This window comes from Amycolatopsis deserti, from assembly GCF_014653945.1.
Lineage (GTDB): Bacteria > Actinomycetota > Actinomycetes > Mycobacteriales > Pseudonocardiaceae > Amycolatopsis_E > Amycolatopsis_E deserti.
Genome location: NZ_BNAU01000002.1, coordinates 927400 through 952817, shown reverse-complemented (window position 1 = coordinate 952817; position 25418 = coordinate 927400). Strand labels below are relative to the sequence as shown.

Below are 25418 nucleotides of genomic sequence, written 5' to 3'. Positions count from 1 at the left end.
GGAACCGATCAGTACCATACCTCAAATGGAACCGATCGGTACCGAAATGGACGCGACCAGCACGCCCGGCGGTGGCGCCGCCACATCGGGGAAGACGTCACACTGGCGGAGCGTCCTGATGCTCGGCTTCGGCACGTTCGCGATCGGGACCGACGAGTTCGTCCTCGCCGGCGTGCTGCCCGAGTTCAGCCGCTCGCTCGACGTCTCCGTCGCCACCGCGGGGCAGGTGGTCACCGTCTTCGCGCTGACCTGCGCGGTGATGTCGCCGATCCTGGCGACCCTGACCGCCGCCTGGCCGCGCCACCGGGTGCTGAAACTGTCCGTCCTGCTCTACCTGCTGGGCGTCGTCGGCACGGGTCTCGCCCCGAACTTTCCCGGGGTCCTCATCGCGCAGGTCGTCGCCGCGGCCGGCGCCGGACTGTACATTCCGGCGGCCAGCGTCACCGCATCCGCGCTGGTTGGTCCCGAGCGCCGCGGCCGGGCCATCGCCGCCGTCACCACCGGGCTGACCGCCGCGACCGCGCTCGGTGCGCCGATCGGCACGGTCGTGGGCAGCGCGCTCGGATGGCGCGCGACGATGTGGTTCATCACCCTGCTCACCGCCCTGAGCCTGGTCGGCGTCCTCGCGCTCGTCCCGCGGGTGTCGGTGGCGGCCCCGGGCGGGCTGCGCCAGCGTCTCGCGCCGCTGGGTGACCGCCGGGTCGTCGTCGTCCTGGCCACCACGCTGGTCGCGTTCACGGCGGCCTACGTGGTCTACACCTACATGGCCGAGGTCTTCGCCCCCGCGACCGGCGGCGACGGCACGCGGCTGGCCGTGCTCATGTTCGCGTTCGGCCTGACCGGCACGGCGGGCAACTTCTACGCGGGGACGCTGGCCGACCGGTTCGGCGCACGCCTGGTGGTCGCCGGTGCGGTCACGCTGCTCGCGGCGAGCCTCGTCGTCCTGCCGTTCGCGACCGGCTCGTTCGCGGCCGCCCTCGTCATCACGGTGGTCTACGGCATCGCCGCGTGGGGCATCACCACACCCCAGCAGTCCCGGCTGATCGCCCTCAATCCCACGTCGGCGCCGCTGCTCATCTCGCTCAACGCGGCGTTCCTGTACCTCGCGATCGCCTTCTCCGGCGTGATCGGGGCGGTGGGGATCGGTGCCGTCGGGGCCCGGTGGATCAGCCTGATCGGTGCCGTGGTGGCGGTGCTGGCCCTGGCACTGTCCGAGCTGGGACACCGCCTGGCCAAGCACGGGTCGACCTCGGCGTCCACCCCGGCCATCTGACCCCACGGACGGGTCGGGGTGCCTCCGCGCCACAACCCAGTGACGTAGTCACCGCAGCAACGAACCCAGTCGCTGGGCCGCGTCCACCACCGTGCGGCCCAGCGATTCCTCGTCCGGCGCCGAAAAGAGCGACAGGCCGATGCTGACCTCCCGCCCGGGCACCACCGCCGAAATCCCGATCACCGACGGCGCGATTTCCCCGTAGGAGACCGCGAATCCGCGCTTGCGGGCCAGCGACACCTCCTCTCGCTCGCCCGGCGCCGGCGGCGCGGCGGCCAGCAGCGCCAGCCCCGCCGAGCCGCGGTCGATCGGGTCCACCTGCCCGGGCTGGAAGCTCACGTGCATCCGCGCCTGCCGCGGCTCCACGATCATCAGCATCCGCACCTCGTCGGCGTTTTCGCGCACCACCAGGTGCGCCGTGGCCTGCGTGAGGTCGGTCAGCTCCTCCAGCACGGGCCGCGCGAGCGTCCGCAAGTCTTGCTCCACCGGCTCGGCCAGCCGCACCAGGCCCGTGCCGAGCGAAATCCGCTTGAACCGGTCCCGCCGGCACAACCGGTGCGCCTCCAGCGTCCGCACCAGCCGGTGCGCCACCGTCCGGTGCACCCCGACCCCCTCGGCGATCTCCGTCAGCGTCATCCCCTGCGGGTGCGCGACGAGCAGCTCCAGGATCTGCAACCCGTTGTGCAGCGTTTTCGACATCCCCGAGTCGACTTCGGACACGCGGGCACCCCCTTGACGACGAACCGGACCGCGACCTACTGTTTCCGTAGTTCGCACGCTGCGTGCGATAATAGCACACTCACCGCAGCGCGCAAGCCCTGGAGGAGGTCATCGTGGACGTGGAGACGCTCGTGCTCGTGCACCAGCTGTACGGCGGGCAGAGCCACCACATCGACGAGGGCCGGGCCCGCGAGTGGGCGGACACGTTCACCCCGGACGGGGAGTTCTGCTCGCCCAGCTACCCGGCGCCCGTCACCGGCACGGCGGCGCTCACGAGGTTCGCCGAGGATTTCGCCGCTCAACCAGGCATCACGCGCCACGTCCTCACCAACCTGCACGTCACCCCCGCGGACGACGGCCTCACGGTGCGGGCCTACCTGCAGATCGTGCGCACGATGCCGGACAGCCCGCCCGAACTCCTCCGCCAGACCACGATCACCGACCACCTCGTCCGCCACGCGGGCGGCTGGCGCATCCGCCGCCGCACCGTGCGCCGCGACGACCTGAAGGAGAACCGATGAGCGACACACGCGCCCAGCACGAGCCGATGACGGCCGTCTACCCGGAATTCGCGGGCAAGGTCGCGGTCGTCACCGGCGCCGCCCGCGGGATGGGCGCGCGCTTCACCGCCGCACTCGCCGCGCGCGGTGTCCACGTCGTCGCCGCCGACATCAACGAAGAGCAGATGCTGGCGACCGCGAAGGAACTCACCGCGGACCTCGCCGGTAGTGACAAGCCGGGCCAGATCGTCGGCGCCCGCATCGACGTCACCCGGCCCGAGGACCACGAAACCGTGGCACAGCTGGCGCTGGAGCGGTTCGGGCGCCTGGATTTCTGGGTCAACAACGCCGGCATCTTCCCGTTCGCGCTCGCCGACGAGATCACGCCGGAGCAGATCAACGCGACCCTGTCGGTCAACGTCGAGGGCGTCCTCTACGGCGCGCAGGCCGCCGCGCGGCACATGGAACCGGGCAGCGCGATCGTGAACATGTCGTCGGTGTCGGCCGTGCGCGTCCGCCGTGGCCGGGCCGCCTACTGCACGTCGAAGGCCGCCGTCGCGCACCTCACCGAATCGCTCGCCGTCGAGTTCGGCGACCGCGGCATCCGGGTCAACGCGATCGCCCCCGGCTACATCGACACCGAGATGACCCGGTGGGTCAAGGAGGACCCGGCCGCGCTTCAGCACGCGCTGGACGTCGTGCCGCTGCACCGCCTCGGCTCGCCGGAGGAGGTCGTCGGACCGCTGCTGTTCCTGCTCTCCGACAGCGCCCGGTACGTGACCGGGCACAGCATCGCCGTCGACGGCGGGTCGCGGCATGTCTGAGTACCCGGACACCGTGCTGGTCACCGGCGCCGCCGCCGGCATGGGCGCCGGTCACGCCCGCGCGCTCGCGGCACACGGCACGCACGTCTGCCTGGCCGACATCGCCGACGCCACGCCGGTGCTCGAGGAGATCGAGGCGGCAGGCGGTTCGGCTTCGGTGCACGAACTGGACGTCACCGACCCGCAGGCGTGGGCCCGGGTCGTCGAGGAGATCCGCGCGACCCGCGGCCGCCTCACCGGTCTGGTCAACAACGCGGGCATCTCCCGTCGCCGGGAATTCCTCGACACCACCGACGAGATCTGGGACCAGGTTCTGCGCATCAACCTGTTCGGCCCGTTCTACGGCATGAAGGCCGTCGCGGAGCTGATGCGCGACTCGGGCGGCGGGTCGATCGTCAACATCTCCTCGATCTCCGGCCAGATCGGCTACTTCTCGCCCGCGTACTCCTCCAGCAAGTGGGGCCTGACCGGACTGTCCAAATCGGCCGCCGGAAACTTCGCGAAGTGGGGGATCCGCGTCAACTCCGTCCACCCCGGACTCGTCGAGACCGCGTTGCTGGCCGGCGCCGACTCGTTCGTCACCTCGGCGGTGGCGAGCATTCCGGCCGGGCGCATGGCGCAGCCCGCGGAGATCACCGAGGCCGTGCTGTTCCTGTTGTCGAGCAGGTCCAGCTACATGACCGGCAGCGAGGTCACGGTGGACGGCGGCCTGGTGTCCAACGGCCTGTACCACCGCATCATCGCCGAAACCGGAGGAGAGCTGGCATGACCGACGAATGGGACGTCGTGGTCGTCGGCGGCGGTGGTGCCGGGCTCGCCGCCGCCATCTCCGCCGCCGAGCGGGGCGCTTCGGTGCTGCTGTTCGAGTCCGAAACCGAACTGGGCGGCTCGACCCAGCTGTCCGCCGGCATGTTCACCGCCGCCGGCACCAGCGTGCAGGCCGCGCTGGGCATCGAGGACTCCGCGGAGCGGTTCTTCCAGCACTACATGGACCTCAACTCCTGGCAGCTCAAACCCGGGCTGATCGAGGCGTTCTGCCGTCAGTCGGGCCCGACGCTGGAGTGGCTGATCGGCCTCGGCGTGGAGATCCCGGCGAAGGTGTCCGGCAACGCGCACACCCCGGGCCTGTGCCAGGCCGGGGTCGAGGACGTGTGGCGCGGGCACGTGCCCAAGGACCAGGGCTACGGCGTGGTGCAGGTGCTCGCCAAGGCCGCCCGCGCGCGCGGCGTCGAGGTCGTGCTCAACACCCGCGTCGAGCGGCTGATCGAGACCGGCGGCCGGGTGGCGGGCGTCGTCGCGGACGGCATCGAGGTGCGCGCGAACGCCGTGGTGGTCGCCAGCGGCGGGTTCGCCCAGGACCCGGACCTGCTGGCCCGCTACTACCCGGCCGCGCTGCGGGCGGGGGAGGACCTGTTCGTCGTCGCCGCCGACGGCAGCCGCGGTGACCACCTGCGCTTCGGCGAGCAGGTCGGCGCGGGCGTCACCGGCCAGGGCTGGGGCCTGCTGCTGCCCACCGCGTACTTCCAGCGGCTGCACCACTGGCAGTCCGGGTTCCCGCCCAAGTCGCGGATCTACGTCAACGCGCAGGGCCGCCGGTTCATGGACGAGGACGCCTCCTACGCGGTGTCCAGCGGCATCATCGAGCGACAGGGTGGCACCGCCTGGGCGATCTTCGACGAGCGCGCCCGCCGGAGCCTGCCGCCCGGGTACGCGCACTGGGACGCCGAACACGTGCTGGCCGAGGCCGAAGCTGGGCGCACACTGCGCGCGGGTAGCCTCGAGGAACTGGCCGGCAAGGCCGGGCTCCCCGCCGACGCGCTGGTCGCGACCGTGCGCCGGTGGAACGAGCAGCTGCCCTCCGGCCACGACCCGGAGTTCCTGCGGCACCGCACGCTCGCCAACAAGGGCGCGACGGGCCACCCGGACCCGATCGGCGAACCCCCGTTCTACGCGGCGCGCCTGCTGCCCGCGGAGCTGGTGTGCACGCACGCCGGACTGGAGATCGACGCGCGCGCCGCGGTGCGCGACGAACGCGGCGAGGTCATCGCGGGCCTGTTCGCCGCGGGCGAGGCCGGGGCCGGTGTGCTCGGGCAGCGCTACGTCGGTGGCGGCAACGCCGTCGCCAACGCCCTGACCATGGGCCGCCTGGCCGGCCTCCACGCCGCGGCCTGACTTCGCCAACTCAACGAGGAGAGACATGAGCGAAACCACCGCTGCCGGGGACCTCGGCAGCCGAACGATCCGCAAGGTCAGCAAGAGAGTCCTGCCGCTGGTCGCGCTGCTGTACGTGTTCAACTACATGGACCGGTCCAACATCAGCTACGCCCAGCTGGGCATGCAGCACGAGCTGCTGATCACCACGGCGGTGTTCGGCACCGCGTCGGCGATCTTCTTCCTCGCCTACGTGGTGTTCGAGATCCCCAGCAACATGATCATGAAGAAGATCGGCGCGCGGATCTGGCTCGCCCGCATCGCGATCAGCTGGGGCATCGTCACCGTTGTCACCGGGTTCGTGCAGAACATCCCGCAGCTCTACATCGCGCGGATCGTGCTCGGCGTCGCCGAGGCCGGACTGTACCCGGGCCTGCTGCTGTACCTGACGCTGTGGTTCCGGCCCAAGGAACGCGGGCGCGCGATCGCGACCCTGGCGATCGCGCAGCCGGTCGCGATGATCCTCGGCAGCCTCACCGGCGGCCTGATCCTCGACCACGTCAACTGGTTCGGGATGTCCGGCTGGCGCTGGGTGTTCATCCTGCAGGGCCTGCCCGCGGTGCTGGTCGGCCTGGTCGTGCTGGCGTACCTGCCGAACAAGCCCGCTCAAGCGAGCTTCCTCTCCCGTGAGGAGAGCGAGTGGCTGGAGACCGAGATCAACAAGGATTACGCGCCGGAGCAGAAGGAGACCTTCTTCGGCCAGCTGCGGGTCATGAAGGACCGCAAGGTGCTCTACATGGCCTTCGCGAACCTGTTCGCCGCGTGCGGCCTGTACGGGTTCACCTTCTTCCTGCCGCAGATCGTCAAGCAGATGGACCCGTCGTACTCGGCGACCAACATCGGGTTCCTCGGTGTGATCCCGTGGATCGTCGGCGCGATCGGCATGCTGCTGGTGGCGCGCAACTCCGACCGCACCGGCGAGCGGCGCGGGCACGTGGTGGCGATGATGCTGCTGGCCGCGATCGGCCTGTTCGGCACGATCCAGTTCCGGCACACCCCGGTCGCGGCGCTGATCTGCCTGTCGCTGGTCGCGATCGGCGTGCTCGGCTACCTCGCGCCGTACTGGGCGCTGGCCTCGCGCGTGCTGTCCAAGGAGCACACCGCGGTCGGGCTGGCCGCGATCAACTCGATCGCCGCGCTGGGCGGGTTCTTCGGGCCGTACGTGATCGGCAAGAACGCCACGGCCGACGACGTGTCGGTGGGCCTGTACTTCCCGATCGCCTGCCTGGTCCTGTGCGCGGTGATGCTGTCCTTCCTCAAGGTGACCAAGGAACGGCGTGCCGCGCCGGCCGCTCATGAGGTAGTTTAGGTATTAACTACTTCTTCCCGGCGATAGGGTTGCGGTCATGGCTGAGGGCGAGCTCGACTTCTGGTCCTTCGTCGAGCTCGCCAACCGCCGGCTCGCCGAGGAGTTCGGCTTCCGGCACCAGCTCGCCACCGAGGTGCTGCTGACCCTGAACCGGGCCTCCAACATCGTCACCTACGACCTGGAGGCCAGCGTCCACCGGCCGCGCGGCCACTCCTGGTCCGGGTTCCGGCTGCTGTTCGTCACCTGGCTGGCCGGACCGCTGGAGGCCAAGAAGGCCGCCGAGCTGACCGGCATGAGCCGCGCGGCGGTGTCCAACCTGGCGAAGACGCTGGTCGCGGACGGGCTGCTGGAGCGCACGCCCGGCGAGCACGACGGCCGCTCGGTGCTGCTGTCGCTGTCCGAGCGCGGCCGGGCCGAGATGGTCGAGGTGTTCCGCGAGCACAACGAGCGCGAGCACGAGTGGACCAGCGTGCTCACCGAGGCCGAGCAGCGGATCCTGGTGATGCTGCTGGACAAGCTGATCACCAACCGCGACCAGTTCGACGTGCGCGGCCGCAACTGACCCTTGCGCGCCGGAGAAGTAGTACATACATTTACTACATCGGACCGGCAAGGAGGCGAGGTCATGGCGTACTACCGGCAGGTCGGTGCGGTTCCCCCCAAGCGGCACACCCAGCACCGCACGCCCGAGGGCGGCCTGTACTACGAGGAGCTGATGGGGGAGGAGGGCTTCTCCAGCGACTCCTCGCTGCTCTACCACCGCAACATCCCGTCGGCGATCGTCGACTCGACGGTCTGGGAGCTCCCGGACCTGACCACCGAGGCCAACCACCCGCTCAAGCCGCGGCACCTCAAGCTGCACGAGCTGTTCCCGGGCGAGGAGTGGAAGTCCAACGACATCGTCACCGGGCGGCGGCTCGTGCTCGGCAACGGCGACGTGCGCATCTCCTACGTCGCCGCCGGTGAGGCCTCGCCGCTGTACCGCAACTCGATCGGCGACGAGTGCGTCTACATCGAGTCCGGCGAGGGCGTGGTCGAGACGGTGTTCGGCGTGCTGCCGTTCCGCCAGGGCGACTACGTGATCCTGCCGCGCGCCACCACGCACCGCTGGGTGCCGGACGGCCCGGTGCGCGCCTACGCGATCGAGGCGAACTCGCACATCACGCCGCCGAAGCGGTACCTGTCCAAGTACGGCCAGCTGCTGGAGCACTCGCCGTACTGCGAGCGCGACCTGCACGGGCCGGCCGAGCCGCTGCTGGTGGACGGCACCGACGTCGAGGTGCTGGTCAAGCACCGCGGCAGCCGGGGCATCGTCGGCACGCGGTTCGTCTACCCTCAGCACCCGTTCGACGTGGTCGGCTGGGACGGCTGCCTGTACCCGTACACGTTCAACGTCAGCGACTTCGAGCCGATCACCGGCCGCGTGCACCAGCCGCCGCCCGCGCACCAGGTGTTCGAGGGCCACAACTTCGTCATCTGCAACTTCGTGCCGCGCAAGGTGGACTACCACCCGCTGTCCATCCCGGTGCCGTACTACCACTCCAATGTGGACTCCGACGAGGTCATGTTCTACTGCGGCGGCGACTACGAGGCACGCAAGGGGTCGGGCATCGGGCAGGGCTCGATCTCGCTGCACCCGGGCGGCCACTCGCACGGCCCGCAGCCGGGCGCCTACGAGCGCAGCATCGGCGTCGAGTACTTCGACGAGCTGGCCGTCATGGTCGACACGTTCCGCCCGCTGGAGCTGGGCGAGGGCGGCCGCGCGGCCGAAGACCCGGACTACGCGTGGACCTGGGCCGGCCGGGGGCCGAAGTGAACGTCTTCCGCGGATTCCTCGACGACGCGGCGGTGTTCCCGCCCGGGTTGAAACCCCTGGAGCGGGCGGTGCCGGACCACGCCGTGCACCTGGCGTCCGGCTACGGCGAGCTGGTCGGCCCGCTGGTCCTCGCCGCGCCCGCGCTCGCGGAGCTGGGCGCGGTCGTCTCCGAACCGCTGGACCTGGCGGTGACCGCGCCGGGCGGCCCGGCCCAGCTGCCGGACGCTCTGGGCCGGGCCGCCGACCTGCCGGTGCGGCTGGCCGGGTTCGAGGTCGCGATGCCCGCCGAGTCGTCGGTGCCGGAGTTCTTCCGCGCGCTCGAGGTCGCCGGTGACGTGCCGGTGTTCGTCGAGGTGCCGCGGGACGCGCGGCGCGCCGAGGTGATCGCGACCTGCGCGAAGACCGGACACCAGGCGAAGTTCCGCACCGGTGGCGTGAAGGCCGAGCTGTACCCGGACGAGGCGGAGCTGGCCGCGGGGGTGCTCGCCGTGGTCCGCGCGGGTGTGCCGTTCAAGGCCACGGCCGGGTTGCACCACGCGCTGCGCAACACCGACCCGGCGACCGGGTTCGAGCAGCACGGGTTCCTGAACCTGTTGCTGGCGACCGCGGCGGCGCGGTCCGGTGCGTCCGAGGACGAGCTGATCGCGTTGCTGGCCGAGCGGGACGGTGCGCGGGTGGCGGAACTGGTGTCCGAAGTGGACCCGGGCGCGCGGGAGTCGTTCCGCTCGTTCGGGACCTGCAGCATCGACGAACCGGTGGCCGAGCTGGTGGACCTGGGACTGGTCCCGGCCTCGGCACTGGATGGAGGAGTGACGGCGTGACCACGATCGACATCCCCGAGGGGTCGCTGTTCGGGCTGGACAACCTGCCCTACGGCGTGTTCTCCCCGCGCGGCAGTGCACCGCGGGTCGGCGTCCGGGTCGGCGATTCCGTGGTCGACCTGGCGGTGGCCCTGGACGACGACGTGTTCGCCCGGTCGTCGCTGAACGCCTTCATGGCGCAGGGCTACGACCGGTGGGTCGAGGTGCGCGCGCGGATTGCCGAGCTGGTACGGGGAGACGTGCCGGACGCCGCGGTGTTCGGAGTGTCCGAAGTGGATCTGCACCTGCCCGTCGATGTCGCGGACTACGTGGACTTCTACGCGTCCGAGCACCACGCGTCCAACCTGGGCCGGCTGTTCCGGCCGGACGCCGAACCGCTGATGCCGAACTGGAAGCACCTGCCGGTGGGCTACCACGGGCGGGCCGGGACGGTCGTGGTGTCCGGAACGGACATCGTGCGGCCGTGCGGGCAGCGCAAGGCGCCGGACGAGGCAGTGCCGACGTACGGCGAGTGCCGCCGCCTGGACATCGAGGCCGAGCTGGGGTTCATCGTCGGCGTGCCGTCCGAGCTGGGAACCGCGGTGTCCACTGAGGACTTCTCGCGGCACGTGTTCGGCGCGGTGCTGGTGAACGACTGGTCGGCGCGCGACATCCAGGCGTGGGAGTACGTCCCGCTGGGCCCGTTCCTGGGCAAGAGCTTCGCGACGTCGATCTCGCCGTGGGTGGTCCCGCTGCTCGCGCTGGAGTCCGCGCGCGTGCCGACGCCGGAACAGTCGCCGACGCCGTTGCCGTACCTGCGCGAGTCCGAGCCGTGGGGCCTGGACATCGCGTTGTCGGTCGAGTGGAACGGGCAGGAGGTCAGCCGCCCGCCCTATCGCGAGATGTACTGGTCACCGGCGCAGATGCTGGCGCACATGACGGTCAACGGCGCGTCCTCGCGCACGGGCGACCTGTACGCGTCGGGCACGATCTCGGGGCCGGAGAAGGACCAGCGCGGCGCGTTCATCGAGCTGACCTGGGGCGGCAAGGAGCCGGTCACGGTCAACGGCGAGGAGCGCACGTTCCTCCAGGACGGCGACGAGGTGGTCATCTCGGCGACCGCCCCGGGCGCGGAAGGCCGCATCGGCTTCGGCGAGGTGCGGGGAAGGATCCTGCCGGCCACGGAGGCCAAGCGCTGAGGCGAGGGCACCCCAGCGCCGGCCGCGCTGGGGTGCCTCACCGGTAACGGTAGAGCTCCCACGGATCGTGGGCGCTGAAGACGGAAACCTCGTCACCGTGGTCGCGGACGAGCTCGCGCAGCCGGGTCTGGGCGCCGAGGCGCAGGTCGTGGTGGACTTCGGAGCGGGTCTGCACGATGAGCCACCGTTCGGGCGGTGCTCCCAATGCGCCGGGCGGTAGCGGAAGCTGGGCGCCTCGGCCATCGCAGCATCGGGCTCGGCGGCCAGGACGTGGACTTGCGCGCCGGGGAAGTCGGGCAGGCCGCCGCAGTGGTCCACGTCGAGGTGGGTCAGGCTAATGTGCTGCACATCATCGGGGTCATAACCGAGCCGGGAGACCTGGCGCACCGCCGTCTCCTCCTCGGTGAGCGCCGCCGAGCCATCTCGACCCGTGTCGTGCCGAGGGTTTCGCCGGGGTTGCGGACGTTGCCGAGGCCGAGGCCGGGCTCGACGAGGACCAGCCCGTCGCGGTCGGTCTCGATCAGCAGGCAGTGGTTGACGGCGTGCGTCGGCGCCCTCGGTGTTGCGGTTGTACGAAAAGCGTGGCCTGCTCGCCCCGGTGGGCCGCAACGGGTTGCGCGGCACCTACCACCCCGCGGCCCTGGACCGGCTCGCGCGCATCGCCTGCGCGCGGGGCCGGTGGCCGCGCCGGAAGACGCCGAGCTGCGTGCCCGGACTTCAAGCGCGAGTTCGAGCCGTCTCCGGCACCGTGACCTAGCGGCCGGTGAACGTCGCCTTTCCGGGGCCCTCCTCCAGGAACGACCGGACCGCGTGGCGCAGGTCCTCGGTGCGGTAGAGGTCCGCCGCGATCGAGGTAATGTGCTTGTTCGCCTCGGCGACGCCGCCGCTGGCGAAGTGCGACAGCACCCTCTTCGTCGCCGCGTGGGCGCGGGTCGGGCCCTCCGCCAGCGAAGCCGCGAAGGACCGGGCGGCCGCGTCGAAACCGGCGTCCGGCAGCACGCGGTTCACCACGCCCCACCGCTCCAGCACGGCGGCCGGGTACCGGTCGCCCGTCATCACGAACTCCGCGGCCCGCCCGACCCCGGCCCGCGCGGCCAGCCGCTGCGTGCCGCCCATCGTCGGGGTCAGGCCGACGACCTTCTCCACCAGACCGAACGAGGCCCGCTCCGCCGCGAGGATCAGGTCGCACGCCACGGCGACCTCGAACGCCCAGGTCAGGCACAGCCCGTGCGCCGCGAACACCGTCGGGATCTCCAGCGCCGCGATCCGGTCCGTCAGCGCCAGCATCCGGTCGAACAGCTCCTTCGCCTGCTCGGGCGTCTCCTGCGCGGCGAACAGCGACACGTCGACCCCGCCGCTGACGATCTTGCCCTCGGCGCGGATGAGCAGCGCCCGCGCGTCGCCAAGGCGGTCCAGCGCGGCGTCGAAGTCCGCGTGCAACTCCAGCGAGTACAGGTTGAGCGGCCCGGCGTCGATCGTCAGCACGGCCAGTCCGGTGGGTTCGAGGTCCAGGCGCACAGTCACAAGGCCGCACACTAGACGGCGGCGGCCGGGCGCACAGTGATCAGCGCCGCATTCCCGCGCTAGGTCAGGAGCACGGCTGCAGGACCGGCGCGGGCGCCGGGCGGCGCAGCAGTTCCGGCAGCACGGTCAGCAGGCCGAGTGCCGCCAGGCCGGCGCCGAGCCACAGCGGCGCCCGTAGCCCGGAGGTCTCGATCACCAGCCCGCCGAGCGAGGACCCGAGGATCACGCCGAGCGTGATGAACGACGAGTGCACCGTGTTGACCAGCGGGCGGGCGTTGCCGGCGCGCTGCACGCGGGTCACCATCGCCGGGTTCATCGTGACCCCGACCAGGCCGATGCCGAGCATCGCCACCACCGCCGGCGCGGGCAGGTCCGCGAGCAGGGCGAACGCGACGAGGAAGACGAGGTTCAGCGCGAGACCGGTCACCAGCACGGGCACGGTGTGCCGGTCGGCGAGCCGCCCGACGACCAGGTTGCCCACCACGGTGGCCGCCCCGTAGGCGACCAGCAGCAGCGGCACGGTGCCCCCGGCGAACCCGGTGACCTCGGTGAGGATCGGCGTGAAGTAGCTGAACGCGGAGAACGTGGCGCCGATGATGAGCGTGCTCGTCGACAGCGCCAGCCACAGCCGCGGGGTGCGGAACACGCCCAGTTCCTCGCGGAACGTGCCGCCTTCGGCGGGCGGCGCCACCGCGGGCACCCCGGCGAGCGTGGTCAGCGCGGCGACCGCGGCCAGCACGCCGATCGCCCAGAACGCGGCGCGCCAGCCGAAGTGCTCGCCGACGACGGTCGCCAGCGGCAGGCCGAGCAGGGTGCCGAGCATCAGGCCGTTCATCACCACGGCGATCGCGCGGCCGCGGACCTCGGGACGGGTGACCTGCGCGGTCAGCGAGATGGCGACGCCGAAGAACGCCTGCGAGGCGACGCCGGTGACGATGCGGGCGGCCAGCATCGTGCCGTAGCCGCTCGCGGTGGCGGCCAGGACGTTGCCGGCCAGGAAGATCGCGAACAGCAGCATCAGCGCGGTCTTCGGGTTCAGCCGCAGCAGGGCGACGGTGAGCACCGGGCCGCCGGCGGCCATCGCCACCGCGAAGGCGGTGATGAGGTAGCCGACCTGCGGAACCGTGACGCCCAGCCCGTCGGCGAGCTGGGGCATCAGGCCGGCGACGACGAATTCGCTGGTGACCATCGCGAACACGCCGAGGCTCAGCACGTAGATCGCGCGCGGCATGCGCACTCCTTCCATAGACAACTGTTCGTTCCAAAAAACGGGCAAGCCACGAGGGCGGTCAGGAGAGCAGGGACAACGCCTGGTCGACGGCTTCGTCCAGGCGGCGGACGTCGTCGGTCTTGCCCACGACGCGGATGCCCTGCACGAAGGTGACCAGGAACCGGGCCAGCGCGCGCGGATCCTTGTCCGCGGCGAGGCCGCCCTCGTGCTGGGCGCGGGTGAGGGTGCCGGCCAGCGCGGCCTCCAGTTCCCCGAAGGCGATTTCGACGCGGCGCGCCGCCTTCGCGTCGTGGGGGAGGAGCTCGGTCGCGGTGTTGGTGACCAGGCAGCCCTTGCGGTGGGTGTCCGCGTGGCACTCGGCGGCGTAGCCGCGGATGAAGTCGCGGACCGCGTCCACCGCCGGGCCGGGCCGGTTGAGCGCGGTCATCGTCTGGGTGCCGCGCATCTCGCAGTACCGGTCCAGGGCGCGCAGGTAGAGGTCGTGCTTGCTGCCGTAGGTGGCGTACAGGCTGGCCCGGTTGACGCCCAGGTGGTCGACCAGGTCCTGCATCGAGGTGGCCTCGTAACCCTGGCGCCAGAACAGCTCCAGCGCCGCGTGCAACGCCGCGTCGGGGTCGAACTCCTTGGTCCTCGCCATGGTGAGCAGCCTAGCTGATTGCCAACCGATCGTTCCAGTAACCCTGGTTCGAGACTGGTCCGCTGTCCGGTGATCGAGTTGATCGGCAACCGCTCGCGCCCGCGATGTTGCACAATCGAATGATGGATCCGCCGGTGAGGCGGTAACCGGAAGTCGTCGGGAGGCGTGAACTGATGAGCCGCACGGGGCAGGCCGCGCGCGAAGCGGTACCGCCCGAAGCGGTGCTGACCCCCGCCGCGGTGGCGAGCCGGCTCGGTGTCGCGGTGGCGACCCTGCGGAGCTGGGATCGCCGGCACGGGCTGGGGCCGAGCTCCCGCGAACCGGGCCGGCACCGCCGGTACACGGTCGGCGACCTGCGCCGTCTGGAGCGCGTGGTGCACCTGGTGCGTCAGGGCGTGCCGGTGGCCAGCGCCGCCGCGACGGTGAGCGCGGGCGCCACCCTGCCGCTCGTCTCGCCCGGCCAAGTACCCGACCGGGTGGCCAGCCGCCGTCGGCGGTCACTGCGCGGAGCCGCCGAGAAGCTCGACCCGGACGCGTTCCGCCGCATCGTGGTCGGTTTCCTCGACCGGCACGGCACCGTGGACACGTGGCAGAAGCTGCTCGTGCCGTTCCTGCAGGAGCTGGGTGAGCGGTGCGCCGAGCCCGGGGGACCGGTCGAGGTCGAGCACCTGGCGACCGACGGGATCATCGCCGCGCTGCACGCCATCCCACCGGGCCACACCAGCTCCGCGTCGGTGCTTCTGGCGTGCGCGCCGGACGAGCAGCACTCGCTGCCGCTGGAGGTGCTGCGGCACGCTCTCGCCGAACGCGGCCGCGGCGCGATCTCACTGGGTGCGCGGGTGCCGCCCCGATCCCTCCTGACGACGGTCACCGTCCGCAAACCGTCGGCGACCGTGGTGTGGGCGCACTCGGCGGAACTGGCGCGCCAGGTGCCCGCGGAGGAGCTGACCGGCACGCGCCTGTTCGTGGCGGGCCCGGGATGGGACGCGGTGCCGCTGCCGGACGGGACGCGGCAGCTGCGCACGCTGGCCGAAGCGGTCGAGGCGCTGGCCTGAGCGTCAGGGGTTGACGCCGGTCAAGGCGAAGAACTCCTGGCGGGACCGGGCGTCCTCGCGCAGGGTGCCGAGCAGCGTCGAGGTGACGGTGCTCGACCCCACGGCCTGCACGCCCCGCAGCGTCATGCAGGTGTGCTCGGCCTCGATCACCACCCCGACGCCCTTCGGGTGCACGCGGTCGGCCAGCCAGTCCGCCACCTGCTTGGTCAGCCGCTCCTGCACCTGCGGGCGCCGCGCGAAGTGCTCGACGATCCGGGCCAGTTTGGACAGTCCGAGGATGCGTTCGCCGGGCAGGTAGCCGACGTGCGCGACGCCGACGAACGGCAGCAGGTGGTGCTCGCACACCGACCGCACCGGGATCCCCCGCGCCAGGACCAGTTCGTCGTAACCCTCGTCGTTCGGGAACGTGGTCAGGTCGAACGGCCGCGGCGAGAACAACTCGGCGTAGGCGCGCGCCATCCGGCCGGGTGTCCCGCGCAGGCTTTCGGAGTCCAGTGAGACACCGAGGGCCTCGAGGAACCGGGCGGCGTGGAGTTCGGCCGCGGCGAGATCGACCTCCTCGCCGGGATCGTGGACGACGCGCAGGGCGGATTCGGAGTGCACGGGGTGCCTTTCGGTGCGGTGATCAGTGGGCGGGCCGGGTGCGGTGGGCGGGCCGGGGCCGGTACCCCTCGGCCTGGACGTCCTCGTCGGCGACCCGGACGCCGAAGCGGTAGGCGAGCTTGCCGCCCAGGTAGCCGGAGACGCCCAGGGTGGCGAGCGCGGCCGCGGACAGCACGAGCGGGCCGATCCCGACCCGGGCGTCGAGCTCGCCCTGTCGCCAGAAGAAGCCGGCGACGAACGCCCCGGTGACGGTGAGGTTGAGCGTCATGTGCGTCAGCCCGGTCCGGAAGGCCCGGGTGCCGCGCGGCACCGCCAGCAGGTCGAGCGCGCCGGTGGCCGCGGCCAGGACCGCGCCCACGACGCCGATGGCGATGAGCCAGACCGATCCCCGCGCGAGGAACCCCGGCCCGGCGACGATCCGGGACCCGATGTCGAAGACCAGGCTGCTCACCCACGCGCCGATCGGCACGGTGACCAGGATCGGGTGGAACGGGTGACCGTAGGGGCCGGCCAGTACGGCGTTCGCCGGCCGTTTCGCGTCTGCCATGACGACCTCCCTGTTTTCGCCAATGAAGTTTGGTCTTATTGCTCTCTTCCGTCAAGAGTCTGGGATTGTGCCCACGATGTTGGGTGATACCGTGAGGTGATGAGCGAGGGGCCGATCCGGGCGCTGGCCGTGCTCGACGACGAGCTGCGGCGGCGGATGTACGCCTTCATCCGCCAGGCCCGCCGCCCCGTCACGCGGGACGAGGCCGCCGGATCGGTCGGCATCTCGCGCAAGCTCGCCGCGTTCCACCTCGACAAACTGGTCGCGGCCGGCCTGCTCCGCGCGCGCTACGAGTTCGTCGGCGAGCGCCGGGGGGCGGGCCGCACGCCGAAGGTCTACGAGCCCTCCGGCGCCGAGGTGCGGATCAGCATCCCGCCCCGCCACCACGACCTGCTGGCGGACATCCTCCTCGACGCGGTGGTGGACGAAGGCGACACCGAGACCGCTCGCGACGCCGCGGTGCGCGTCGCCCGCGAGCGCGGCCGCGCGATCGGAAGCGGCGAACGCGAGCGGACGCGCCCCGGCCGTCTCGGCGCCGAGCGGGCGCTGACGGTCGCCGCGGAGGTCGCGGGACGGCACGGCTTCGAACCCAGCCGCGAGTCCCCGGCGTGCGTGCGGTTGCGCAACTGCCCGTTCCACCCGCTGGCCGCGCGGGAGCCGGAGGTGGTGTGCGGCATCAACCTCTCCTTCCTCACCGGCCTGCTCGACGGTCTCGAAGCGGCGAGCGTGGAGGCGGTCCTGGAGCCGCGGGCCGGGGAGTGCTGCGTGGAGTTGCGCGGCAAGAGCTGAGTGACAAGGCGGTGCCCTTGTGACAGCGTGACCGCATGATCGAACCTGCCGTCCGGGTCGAGCGCGCCGGCCCGGTGCACACCGTGATCCTGTCGCGTCCGCACGCGCGCAACGCCGTCGACGGGCCGCCCGCTCAGGCCCTGCTGGAGGCCTTCGAGGCGTTCGACGCCGACCCGTCCGCCGCGGTCGCCGTGCTGTGGGGCGAAGGGGGCACGTTCTGCGCGGGCGCGGACCTCAAGGCGATGGGCACCGAGCGCGGCAACCGCCTGGGCGAGGACGGTCCCGGGCCGATGGGGCCGACGCGGCTGAGGCTGGGCAAACCGGTGATCGCCGCGGTCGCCGGGCACGCCGTGGCGGGCGGGCTGGAGCTGGCGCTGTGGTGCGACCTGCGGGTGGCCGCCGAGGACGCGGTGTTCGGGGTGTTCTGCCGCCGCTGGGGCGTGCCGCTGATCGACGGCGGGACGGTGCGGCTGCCCCGGTTGATCGGGGTGAGCCAGGCGATGGACCTGGTGCTGACCGGCCGCCCGGTCCCCGCGGACGAGGCGCTGCGGATGGGTCTGGCGAACCGGGTCGTGCCGGCGGGCACCGAGCGGGCCGCGGCCGAGGAACTGGCGGCGGCGATCGCGAAGTTCCCGCAGACGTGCCTGCGCGAGGACCGGTTGTCGCTGCTCGAGCAGGACGGTCTGGACGAGCGGGCCGCGATGGCGAACGAGTGGCGGCACGGCATGGTCTCCCTGGCCGCCGACGCGGCGAGCGGAGCGCAACGCTTCGCGGCGGGCGAGGGCCGCGGTGGGTCGTTCGGCTAGTCGCCGTCGTTGATCGCGTTGTTCGTGCCGGTGACCAGCCAGCGGGCGACCTCGTGCAGCTTGCGGTTGGTGTTCTGCGAGGCGCGGACCAGCAGGTCGAACGCCTGGTCGTCGGTCACCCGGTGGCGTTCCATCAGGATGCCCTTGGCCATCGAGATGACGTCGCGGGACTCCAGGGCGGTACGCAGCTGCGCCTGGGCGCGCGAGCCGGCCAGGGCGACGGCCGCGTGCGCGGCGAACAGGCCGCCGACGTGCGCGGCGGACTCGTCGAACGCGTCCCGCTCCGAGGAGAACAGGTTGAGCGCGCCGAGCAGCGTCTTCCCGGTGTACAGGCGGATGGCGAGCATCGAGTTGATGCCCAGCTCGGCGGCGGCGTCGCCGAACTTCGGCCAGCGCTGGTCCGCCGCGATGTCCCCGGTGCGGTAGATGACGTCGGCGAACACCGCGTCCACGCACGGCCCCTCGCCGAGCTGGTGCTGAAGCTCGTCGAGGCGCGCCACCCGTTCACTCGACGGGGCGACGGTCTTCAGGCTCCCCGCTTCGAGCAGGGAGATGCCCGCGTCCTCGGTGCCGGGCACGGTCGCCGCCACCGCCTTGACGATGTTCGCGACCGTCTGCTCGACGTCCGGCTCCGGTTCGAGCGTGCGCACGACCGCGCTGAGCGCGTCCGCGAGCTCGAGGTCGGCGGGCCCGATGAGTTCATCCGTCACCTGGACAGTCTTATGCATGGGCGCGGGCGGCGACAGGGGCTGCCCCGTCTTTCACGTCCCGGGACCCCGCGGCGGGCCGACGCGATCCGGCCGGAAGGCGGCGGCGACGCAGGCGGCGCAGGCGAGAACCAGCAGCCCGGCGAGCACCCACGCCCAGGCCGCGCCCATGGTGACGGCGAGGTAGACCTCGACGGCCGCGGTGCCCGCGAACGCGAGAGCGACGGCCAGCCAGAACCACCGGATGGCGGATGAGCGCATGGGAACCACTCCTTGCCGGGATGCCACGCCTATCGCGCCCCGGCGGCGCGGGGTTACCAGGGGCGATCCGAACGCGCCCGCGTGCCTACTCGCAGTACTTCAGCAGCGGCAGGATCGCTCGCTCGGTCAGCGCCGCGGGATCCGGCTCAGCGCACGCCGCCAGCCGGGCCAGCAGGTCGTCCTCGTCAAGGCCGGTTCCGATCAGCACCAGCCGCGTCCCGGGCGCCTGCGCACCCCACGGCGACCGGTGGAACCGCAGGTACGGGCCGACGGTCTGCAGCAGGAACCGGCCCTCGTACCCGGGCACGCCGAAGTGCACCGGACCCTTCATCCGGTACAGCCCGGCCGGCCGCTCGGTCAGGAACGCCAGCAGCCGCCGCGGGTGGATCGGCGTCTCGCACGAAAATTCCACGCTGCGGTAGGCGTCGTGCAGGTGCACGTGGTCCTCGCGCTCGGAGTGCCGCAGGTCGTCGAACGACAACTGCCGCGCCACCGGCTCCCGCACCCGCGCGTCGAACAACAGGCCCGGATCGATCGCACCGAACGACGCCCGCACCACCGGCCGCCCGTCGCTCACCTTGCGCACCAGCTCGTGCAGGCCGGGATCGTCGCACCGGTCGATCTTGTTCAGCACCACCAGATCGGCGAACCGCAGGTGCTCGTCCAGCTCCGGGTGGCGCACCCGGTTGGCCTCGAACTCGACCGCGTCCACGACCTCGACCAGCCCGCCGTAGGCGATCCGCGGGTTCTCACTGGCCAGCAGCATCCGCACCAGGTCGCGTGGTTCGGCCAGACCGCTGGCCTCGATGACGATCGCGTCGATGCCCAGTTCCGGCTCGGCCAGCCGCGCCATCATCCGGTCCAGGCCCGCCGTGTCGACCGCGCAGCACAGGCAGCCGTTGCCCATCGGCAGCATCGCGTCGACCTGCCCGGCCACCGCCAGCGCGTCGACGTTGATCCGTCCGAAGACGTTGACGATCACGCCGATGCGGTGGTCGCGCGCGTGCGTCAGCAGGTGGTTGACCAGTGTCGTCTTGCCCGAGCCCAGGTAACCGGCGACCAGGACCACGGGAATCGGCTCGGAAGTGCTCACCGCGCCACACCCTAGCGCGCGGTGAGCCACGCCGGTGGGATCGCCGCCCCGGCCCGTCGCGGGGTTGCGGCGTGGTCGAGCAGGCGGGGTGCGCACCCGGCCTCAGCCACGCCAGTGGTACTGCCGCTCCGGACGGCCCGTCCCGCCGTAACGCAGCCGCACCTCGGCCCGTCCGGCGGCCACGAAGTGCTCCAGGTACCGCCGCGCGCTGGGCCGCGACAGGTCCGTCACGCCCGCGCACTCACTGGCCGACAGCCCGTCCGGGTGCGCCTGCAGCGCCTGCCGCACCAGCTCGGCCGTCTGCTCGGTCAGCCCCTTCGGCAGCGCTTTCGGCGTGCGGGCGCCGAAGACGGCGTCCACGTCCTCCTGCCCGGCCGTGCTGCGCTGCGCCAGCCGGTGCAATTTCCGCCGCAGCGTGGCGAACTCCTCCAGCTGCGCCTGCAACGCCGACGAGGAGAACGGCTTGATCAGGTAGTGCAGCGCGCCGCCGCGCAGCGCGCCCCGCACGGTCTCCACGTCCCGCGCGGCCGTGATGATCAGGACGTCGATGTCCTGCGTCCGCGGATCGGCCCGCAGCTGCCGCAGCACCGACAGTCCGTCCACATCGGGCAGGTAGATGTCCAGCAGCACCAGGTCCGGGTGCAGCTCACGCGCCGCGCGCAGCGCCTCGGCGCCGGTGTGCGCGACCCCGGCCACGGTGAACCCGGGCGCGCGCGCGACATATCCACTGTGGACCTTCGCGACCATGAAGTCGTCGTCCACCACCAGGACCCGCATCACCGCGGCACCTCCGCTCGCGTCGGCAGCACGGCGGTGAACACCGCGCCGTCGGCGTTGTGGACCGCGACCGAACCGCCGCGGCGCAGGCAGGTCTGCCGGGTCAGCGCCAGCCCGAGCCCGCGCTGCCCGCCGTGCTCGGCGGCCTTGGTGGTGAACCCGTGCGTGAACACCTCGGTCGCGATCTCCGGCGCCACCCCGGGCCCGGAATCCCGCACCACCACCGACACCGCCCCGGCGTCCTGCCGGATCTCGACCTCGATCCAGTCGCCGTCCCGCCCGGCCAGCGCGTCCAGGGCGTTGTCGACGAGGTTGCCGACCACCGTCACCAGGTCCGCCGAGAGCTGGTCGTCCACATCGCCCAGCCGGGTGCCGGGCGCCAGCCGCAGGCCCACGCCCCGCTCGGCGGCCAGACTGGCCTTCGCGATCAGCAGCGCCGCGACCGCCGAGTCGGCGATGTGCGCGGTGACCTCCTCGTGCCACTTCGTCTGGGCCTCGCTGACCAGGTCCACGTAGTGCCGCACCTCGTCGTACTCGCCCAGCTCGATGAGCCCGGCGATGGTGTGCAGGCGGTTGCTGAACTCGTGGGCCTGCGCGCGCAGCGTGTCCGTGGCCCGCGAGGTCGCCGCCAGCTCCTCGCGCAGCGCGGCGAGCTCGGTGCGGTCCCGCAGCGTCACCACGGCGCCGCGCGCGATCGGCATCCGGTTGAGCGCCAGCACCCGCCCGGCCCGCAGACCGATCTGGTCGACGCCGTGCGCCCGGCCGGTGAGCACGTCGGTGAGCCGCTCGTTGAGCCCCAGCTCCGCGACCGGCCGTCCGACGCAGTCCGCGGGCAGTGCCAGCAGGTCGCGGGCCTGGTCGTTGACGAGCGTGACGCGGTGCTGCTCGTCCAGCCCGAGCACGCCCTCCTTGATGCCGTGCAGCAGCGCTTCCCGGTGCTCGGCCAGCGCGGTGATCTCGCGCGGCTCCAAGCCCAGGGTCTGCCGTTTGACCCGCCAGGTGAGCAGCAGCGACCCGGCGACCCCGACGACCGTGGCGATGCCCATCATCGTCAGCGCGGCACCGGGCGAGTTGGCGACCCCCTCGAAGAAGCCGGGTGTCTCGGTGCCGGCCGCGACGATCCCGACGATCTGCCCGGCGTCGCCGATCACCGGCACGTGCGCGACGAGCTGCCCGGAGATCTCGCCGACCCAGGCGCGGCCCTGCAGCACGGTGCTCGCGCCCAGCGGCAGTTGCGTCCGGAGCTGGTTCGGGTCGGGGGAGGTGAGCACGGTCCGGTCGGGCGCGGCGATGATCACCGAATCCGCGCCGGACAGGGTGCGCGCGCTCTCCGCGAACGCCGGCAGCGCGTCCCGCCGGATCGGGTCGGCCAGGCTGGCCCGGACCCCGGCGGTCGCGGCGACCTGTTCGGCGACCGCGAGCAGCTTGCGGCCCTGCGTGTCGGTGAACGTGCGGTCGGACTGCACGGCGGAGTAGCCGAACACGCACGCGAGCAGGGCGAACACGATGATCAGCTGCCAGCCCAGCAGCTGGCGGGCCAGCGATCCTTGCGCACCCACGCCCCTCACTATCGCATCCGCACCGCCCGATCGTGCCGTGACCACAATGACCACAACGATCGATAGGTGCCTAACGGGTGACAGCGGCGCGGCCCCGGTGCACGATGCCGGGCAACGAAGCTCCACAACGAGGTGCGCTGATGAAGAATCGCAAGGCCTGGCTCGCCGTTCTCGGCGCGGCCGTGGCGCTCCTCCTCGTCCCCCCGCTGGTGTCGGCGGGCGGCGAGGAGACCGGGCCCCAGATCCGGGGCCTGCGGATGATGGTCCCCAACTCACCCGGCGGTGGCTACGACATCACGGCCCGCACGGCCGTGAAGGCGATCGAGGACGCCGGGCTCAACGGCAACATCGAAGTGTTCAACCTGCCCGGTGCGGGCGGCACGGTCGGCCTCGGCCGGCTGGTGAACGAGCGCGGCAACGGCAAGCTCGCCATGTCCATGGGACTCGGCGTGGTCGGTTCGACCTACACGAACAAATCCCCGTCGTCGCTGCAGGACACCACCGCGATCGCGAAGCTGACCGAAGAGGCCGACATCGTCGTGGTCAGCAAGGATTCGCCGTACCAGACGATCCAGGAGCTGGTCGAGGCGTGGAAGGCCGATCCGGGCAGCGTGCCGGTCGGCGGCGGCTCGGCCCCCGGCGGGCCGGACCACCTGGCGCCGATGCTGATGGCGCAGGCGGCCGGCATCCCGCCGTCGCGGGTCAACTACATCCCGTTCGACGGCGGCGGCGAGCTGATGGCGTCCGTGCTGGGCGGCAAGGTCGGGTTCGGCGTCTCCGGCATCGGCGAGACCCGCGACCAGATCGCCTCCGGCGCGCTGCGGGCGCTCGCGGTGACCAGCCCGCAACGGGTGCCCGGCATCGACGCGCCCACGCTGAAGGAGTCCGGTGTGGACGTCTCGTTCACCAACTGGCGCGGGGTCGTCGCGCCGCCGGGGCTGTCCGACAGCGACCGGGACCGGCTCATCGGGTTGTTCACGCGCCTGCAGGACACGCCGCAGTGGCGGGACGCCCTGCAGCGCAACGGGTGGACGCCCGCGTTCCAGCCCGGTGACGACTTCGCCGCGTTCCTGAAGTCGGAGAACGACCGGGTGGCCGCGGTGCTGAAGGAGCTGGGGCTGGCATGAGCGTCATCGAGAAGGAGACGGCGTCCGCGCCGAAGTCGTGGTGGCGCACGCATTCCGAGCTGGGTGTCTGCGTCTTCCTGTTCGCCGTCGGCGTGCTCGTGCTCGTCGACGCGCTGAGCATCCCGACCGACTTCACGCAACGCGGTCCGGTCGGGCCGAAGGCGGTGCCGATCCTGGTCGGCTCACTGCTGCTGCTCGTGTCGCTGCTGCTGGCGCGGGACGTGCTGCGCGGCGGCCGCGGCGAGGCCGAGGCGGGGGAGGACGTCGACCTCGACGCTCCCGCGGACTGGCGCACGGTGCTGCTGCTGTCGGGCGCGTTCCTCGCCAACGCGGCGCTGATCGACACGCTCGGGTTCCCGCTGTCGTCGGCGATCATGTTCTGGGGCGCGGCCTACGCCCTGGGCAGCAGGCACCTGGTGCGGGATCCGCTCATCGCGGCCGGGGTCTCCCTGGTCACCTGGTTCGTCTTCACGGTGCTGCTGGGTGTTCCGCTGCCCGGCGGCCCGCTGATGGGGGTGCTGTAGCTCATGGACCTGTCCAACCTGTGGGCGGGCTTCGGCACCGCGCTGACCCCGTCGCACCTGATGTTCGCCGCGATCGGTGTCCTGCTGGGCACCGCGATCGGCGTGCTGCCGGGCATCGGCCCGGCGATGGCGGTGGCGCTGCTGCTGCCGGTGACCTACGGTCTCGACCCGACCGCGGCGTTCATCATGTTCGCCGGCATCTACTACGGCGGTATGTTCGGCGGCTCGACGACGTCGATCCTGCTGAACACGCCCGGCGAGAGCGCGGCGGTGGTCACCGCGATCGAGGGCAATCCCATGGCGCGCAAGGGCCGCGGCCCGCAGGCGCTGGCCGCGGCGGCGATCGGGCACTTCACCGGCGGCATCATCGGCACGATCGCGCTGGTGCTGCTCGCGCCGCTGATCGCCGGCCTCGCCGTGGACATCGGGGCGCCGGACTACTTCGCGATCATGGTGCTGTCGTTCGTCGCGGTCACCTCGGTGCTGGGCAAGTCCCGGGTCCGCGGGTACGCGTCGCTGCTGATCGGGCTGACCATCGGCCTGGTCGGGCTCGACGAGATGACCGGCCAGTCGCGGCTGACGTTCGGCGCGCTGCACCTGTCGGACGGCATCGACGTGGTGATCGTCGCGGTCGGCCTGTTCGCCGTCGGCGAGTCGCTGTGGGTCGCCGCGCACCTGCGGCACAACCAGTCCGAGGCGATTCCGGTGGGGCGGCCCTGGCTGTCGCGGTCGGACCTGCGGCGGACGTGGAAGCCGTGGCTGCGCGGGCCGGTGATCGGGTTCCCGTTCGGCGCGATCCCGGCCGGTGGCGCGGAAATCCCGACGTTCCTGTCGTACGTGACCGAGAAGCGCCTGTCGCGCAAGCCGGAGGAGTTCGGCAAGGGCGCGATCGAAGGTGTCGCCGGCCCCGAGTCGACGGCGAGCGCGTCGGCGGCGGGCACGCTGGTGTCCATGCTGACGCTGGGCCTGCCCACCACGGCGGTGGCCGCGGTGATGCTGGCGGCGTTCCAGCAGTACGGCATCCAGCCCGGGCCGCTGCTGTTCCAGCGCGAGTCCGCGCTGGTGTGGGCGCTGATCGCGAGCCTGTTCATCGGGCTGGTGCTGTTGCTGCTGATCAACCTGCCGATGGCGCCGGTGTGGGCGAAGCTGCTGCGGATCCCGCGGCCGTACCTGTACGCCGGGATCCTGTTCTTCGCCAGCGTCGGGGCGTACGCGGTCAGCGGTTCGGTGATCGACCTGATCCTGCTGTACGTGATCGGCGTGATCGGGTTCGTCATGCGGCGCTTCGGGTTGCCGGTGCTGCCGGCGATCATCGGGGTCATCCTCGGCCCGGCGGCGGAGCAGCAGATGCGGCGGGCGCTGCAGATCAGCGACGGCGACCTGACCGGGCTGGTGAACTCGCCGCTCGCGATCGCGGTGTACGTGCTCGTGGCGGTGCTGCTGGCGTGGCCACTGGTGCGCAAACTGGTGCGGCGCAAGGAACCGGCTGAGGTGTGAGTCGGGGAGGGCGGCCGCCGGTGGGGCGG

Annotated in this window: 29 protein-coding genes and 1 pseudogene; 17 read left to right on the top strand and 13 right to left on the bottom strand. The window is 71.8% G+C overall.

Annotation, left to right across the window (positions count from 1 at the left end):
• Positions 1-25: 25 nt before the first annotated feature.
• A complete protein-coding gene (locus IE290_RS12825) occupies positions 26-1273 on the top strand; it encodes an MFS transporter (RefSeq protein WP_229874446.1) in 1248 nt (415 codons plus the stop codon).
• A gap of 48 nt (positions 1274-1321) precedes the next feature.
• On the opposite strand, the gene IE290_RS12820 is transcribed toward IE290_RS12825, so the two are convergent.
• Entirely contained in the window at positions 1322-1993 is a 672-nt protein-coding gene (locus IE290_RS12820) for an IclR family transcriptional regulator (protein ID WP_229874445.1), read from the bottom strand.
• 113 nt (positions 1994-2106) lie between these two features.
• On the opposite strand from IE290_RS12820, the gene IE290_RS12815 reads away from it, so the two are divergent.
• From IE290_RS12815 to fahA, 9 genes are all read left to right on the top strand, one after another.
• Positions 2107-2514 carry a nuclear transport factor 2 family protein gene (locus tag IE290_RS12815; protein WP_191244756.1) on the top strand — a complete coding sequence of 136 codons (408 nt, stop codon included), beginning with the start codon at positions 2107-2109 and terminating at the stop codon, positions 2512-2514.
• Positions 2511-3317, top strand: coding sequence for an SDR family NAD(P)-dependent oxidoreductase (locus IE290_RS12810; protein WP_229874444.1), 807 nt, complete (start codon positions 2511-2513; stop codon positions 3315-3317). The genes IE290_RS12815 and IE290_RS12810 overlap by 4 nt, the downstream gene beginning before the upstream one ends.
• Positions 3310-4086: an SDR family NAD(P)-dependent oxidoreductase gene (locus IE290_RS12805; protein ID WP_191244755.1), complete on the top strand. Its 777-nt coding sequence runs from the start codon at positions 3310-3312 to the stop codon at positions 4084-4086. Before IE290_RS12810 ends, IE290_RS12805 begins: the two co-directional genes overlap by 8 nt.
• Positions 4083-5489 carry an FAD-dependent oxidoreductase gene (locus IE290_RS12800; RefSeq protein ID WP_191244754.1) on the top strand — a complete coding sequence of 469 codons (1407 nt, stop codon included), beginning with the start codon at positions 4083-4085 and terminating at the stop codon, positions 5487-5489. The genes IE290_RS12805 and IE290_RS12800 overlap by 4 nt, the downstream gene beginning before the upstream one ends.
• A gap of 25 nt (positions 5490-5514) precedes the next feature.
• The gene (locus IE290_RS12795) at positions 5515-6837 is read left to right on the top strand and encodes an MFS transporter (protein WP_191244753.1); all 1323 of its coding nucleotides are present in this window, start codon (positions 5515-5517) and stop codon (positions 6835-6837) included.
• 37 nt (positions 6838-6874) lie between these two features.
• A complete protein-coding gene (locus tag IE290_RS12790; protein ID WP_191244752.1) occupies positions 6875-7399 on the top strand; it encodes a MarR family winged helix-turn-helix transcriptional regulator in 525 nt (174 codons plus the stop codon).
• Between the two features lie 63 nt (positions 7400-7462).
• Positions 7463-8653, top strand: a complete 1191-nt coding sequence (locus tag IE290_RS12785; RefSeq protein WP_191244751.1) for a homogentisate 1,2-dioxygenase — start codon at positions 7463-7465, stop codon at positions 8651-8653.
• A complete protein-coding gene (locus IE290_RS12780; RefSeq protein ID WP_191244750.1) occupies positions 8623-9474 on the top strand; it encodes a hypothetical protein in 852 nt (283 codons plus the stop codon). The genes IE290_RS12785 and IE290_RS12780 overlap by 31 nt, the downstream gene beginning before the upstream one ends.
• Positions 9471-10652 carry a fumarylacetoacetase gene (gene fahA, locus IE290_RS12775; protein WP_191244749.1) on the top strand — a complete coding sequence of 394 codons (1182 nt, stop codon included), beginning with the start codon at positions 9471-9473 and terminating at the stop codon, positions 10650-10652. Before IE290_RS12780 ends, fahA begins: the two co-directional genes overlap by 4 nt.
• Positions 10653-10689: 37 nt before the next feature.
• Here fahA and IE290_RS37840 read toward each other — a convergent pair whose 3' ends face one another.
• Positions 10690-10827 carry a hypothetical protein gene (locus IE290_RS37840; RefSeq protein WP_229874506.1) on the bottom strand — a complete coding sequence of 46 codons (138 nt, stop codon included), beginning with the start codon at positions 10825-10827 and terminating at the stop codon, positions 10690-10692.
• 98 nt (positions 10828-10925) lie between these two features.
• Positions 10926-11039, bottom strand: a pseudogene (locus IE290_RS37835) (MBL fold metallo-hydrolase); the annotation flags it as partial.
• 172 nt (positions 11040-11211) lie between these two features.
• Between IE290_RS37835 and IE290_RS38535 the strand changes: the two are divergent.
• Positions 11212-11409: a MerR family transcriptional regulator gene (locus IE290_RS38535; protein ID WP_191244748.1), complete on the top strand. Its 198-nt coding sequence runs from the start codon at positions 11212-11214 to the stop codon at positions 11407-11409.
• On the opposite strand, the gene IE290_RS12760 is transcribed toward IE290_RS38535, so the two are convergent.
• From IE290_RS12760 to IE290_RS12750, 3 genes are all read right to left on the bottom strand, one after another.
• Positions 11406-12170: an enoyl-CoA hydratase/isomerase family protein gene (locus IE290_RS12760; protein WP_191245153.1), complete on the bottom strand. Its 765-nt coding sequence runs from the start codon at positions 12168-12170 to the stop codon at positions 11406-11408. The two genes, IE290_RS38535 and IE290_RS12760, sit on opposite strands and share 4 nt — an antisense overlap.
• A gap of 70 nt (positions 12171-12240) precedes the next feature.
• Positions 12241-13407 (bottom strand): MFS transporter, encoded by a 1167-nt coding sequence (locus IE290_RS12755; protein ID WP_191244747.1) that lies wholly within the window; start codon positions 13405-13407, stop codon positions 12241-12243.
• A 58-nt stretch (positions 13408-13465) separates the two neighbouring features.
• Entirely contained in the window at positions 13466-14044 is a 579-nt protein-coding gene (locus tag IE290_RS12750) for a TetR/AcrR family transcriptional regulator (protein WP_191244746.1), read from the bottom strand.
• Between the two features lie 173 nt (positions 14045-14217).
• Between IE290_RS12750 and IE290_RS12745 the strand changes: the two genes are divergently transcribed.
• Positions 14218-15099 (top strand): MerR family transcriptional regulator, encoded by an 882-nt coding sequence (locus tag IE290_RS12745; protein WP_191244745.1) that lies wholly within the window; start codon positions 14218-14220, stop codon positions 15097-15099.
• Positions 15100-15102: 3 nt separating this feature from the next.
• On the opposite strand, the gene folE is transcribed toward IE290_RS12745, so the two are convergent.
• Together folE and IE290_RS12735 are read right to left on the bottom strand one after the other, a co-directional pair.
• The gene (gene folE / locus IE290_RS12740; RefSeq protein ID WP_191244744.1) at positions 15103-15702 is read right to left on the bottom strand and encodes a GTP cyclohydrolase I FolE; all 600 of its coding nucleotides are present in this window, start codon (positions 15700-15702) and stop codon (positions 15103-15105) included.
• 22 nt (positions 15703-15724) lie between these two features.
• Positions 15725-16249, bottom strand: coding sequence for a DUF2231 domain-containing protein (locus IE290_RS12735; protein WP_191244743.1), 525 nt, complete (start codon positions 16247-16249; stop codon positions 15725-15727).
• Positions 16250-16348: 99 nt separating this feature from the next.
• On the opposite strand from IE290_RS12735, the gene IE290_RS12730 reads away from it, so the two are divergent.
• Positions 16349-17038, top strand: a complete 690-nt coding sequence (locus IE290_RS12730) for a helix-turn-helix transcriptional regulator (protein WP_191244742.1) — start codon at positions 16349-16351, stop codon at positions 17036-17038.
• 35 nt (positions 17039-17073) lie between these two features.
• Positions 17074-17844, top strand: a complete 771-nt coding sequence (locus IE290_RS12725; RefSeq protein ID WP_191244741.1) for a crotonase/enoyl-CoA hydratase family protein — start codon at positions 17074-17076, stop codon at positions 17842-17844.
• On the opposite strand, the gene IE290_RS12720 is transcribed toward IE290_RS12725, so the two are convergent.
• The 5 genes from IE290_RS12720 to IE290_RS12700 form a co-directional block, all read right to left on the bottom strand.
• Positions 17841-18554: a GAF and ANTAR domain-containing protein gene (locus IE290_RS12720; RefSeq protein ID WP_191244740.1), complete on the bottom strand. Its 714-nt coding sequence runs from the start codon at positions 18552-18554 to the stop codon at positions 17841-17843. The genes IE290_RS12725 and IE290_RS12720 overlap by 4 nt on opposite strands.
• A gap of 51 nt (positions 18555-18605) precedes the next feature.
• On the bottom strand, positions 18606-18812 hold the full coding sequence (locus IE290_RS12715; RefSeq protein ID WP_191244739.1) for a hypothetical protein: 207 nt from the start codon (positions 18810-18812) through the stop codon (positions 18606-18608).
• Between the two features lie 85 nt (positions 18813-18897).
• Positions 18898-19905, bottom strand: a complete 1008-nt coding sequence (locus tag IE290_RS12710) for a CobW family GTP-binding protein (protein ID WP_505606744.1) — start codon at positions 19903-19905, stop codon at positions 18898-18900.
• 102 nt (positions 19906-20007) lie between these two features.
• Positions 20008-20685, bottom strand: a complete 678-nt coding sequence (locus IE290_RS12705; RefSeq protein WP_191244738.1) for a response regulator — start codon at positions 20683-20685, stop codon at positions 20008-20010.
• Positions 20682-22241, bottom strand: a complete 1560-nt coding sequence (locus IE290_RS12700; protein WP_191244737.1) for a sensor histidine kinase — start codon at positions 22239-22241, stop codon at positions 20682-20684. The genes IE290_RS12705 and IE290_RS12700 overlap by 4 nt, the downstream gene beginning before the upstream one ends.
• A gap of 140 nt (positions 22242-22381) precedes the next feature.
• Between IE290_RS12700 and IE290_RS12695 the strand changes: the two genes are divergently transcribed.
• The 3 genes from IE290_RS12695 to IE290_RS12685 are packed head-to-tail and all read left to right on the top strand — an operon-like array spanning position 22382 to position 25389.
• Positions 22382-23368 carry a Bug family tripartite tricarboxylate transporter substrate binding protein gene (locus IE290_RS12695; RefSeq protein ID WP_191244736.1) on the top strand — a complete coding sequence of 329 codons (987 nt, stop codon included), beginning with the start codon at positions 22382-22384 and terminating at the stop codon, positions 23366-23368.
• A complete protein-coding gene (locus IE290_RS12690) occupies positions 23365-23892 on the top strand; it encodes a tripartite tricarboxylate transporter TctB family protein (protein WP_191244735.1) in 528 nt (175 codons plus the stop codon). Before IE290_RS12695 ends, IE290_RS12690 begins: the two co-directional genes overlap by 4 nt.
• Positions 23893-23895: 3 nt before the next feature.
• Positions 23896-25389: a tripartite tricarboxylate transporter permease gene (locus IE290_RS12685; protein WP_191244734.1), complete on the top strand. Its 1494-nt coding sequence runs from the start codon at positions 23896-23898 to the stop codon at positions 25387-25389.
• The last annotated feature ends 29 nt before the right edge of the window (positions 25390-25418 follow it).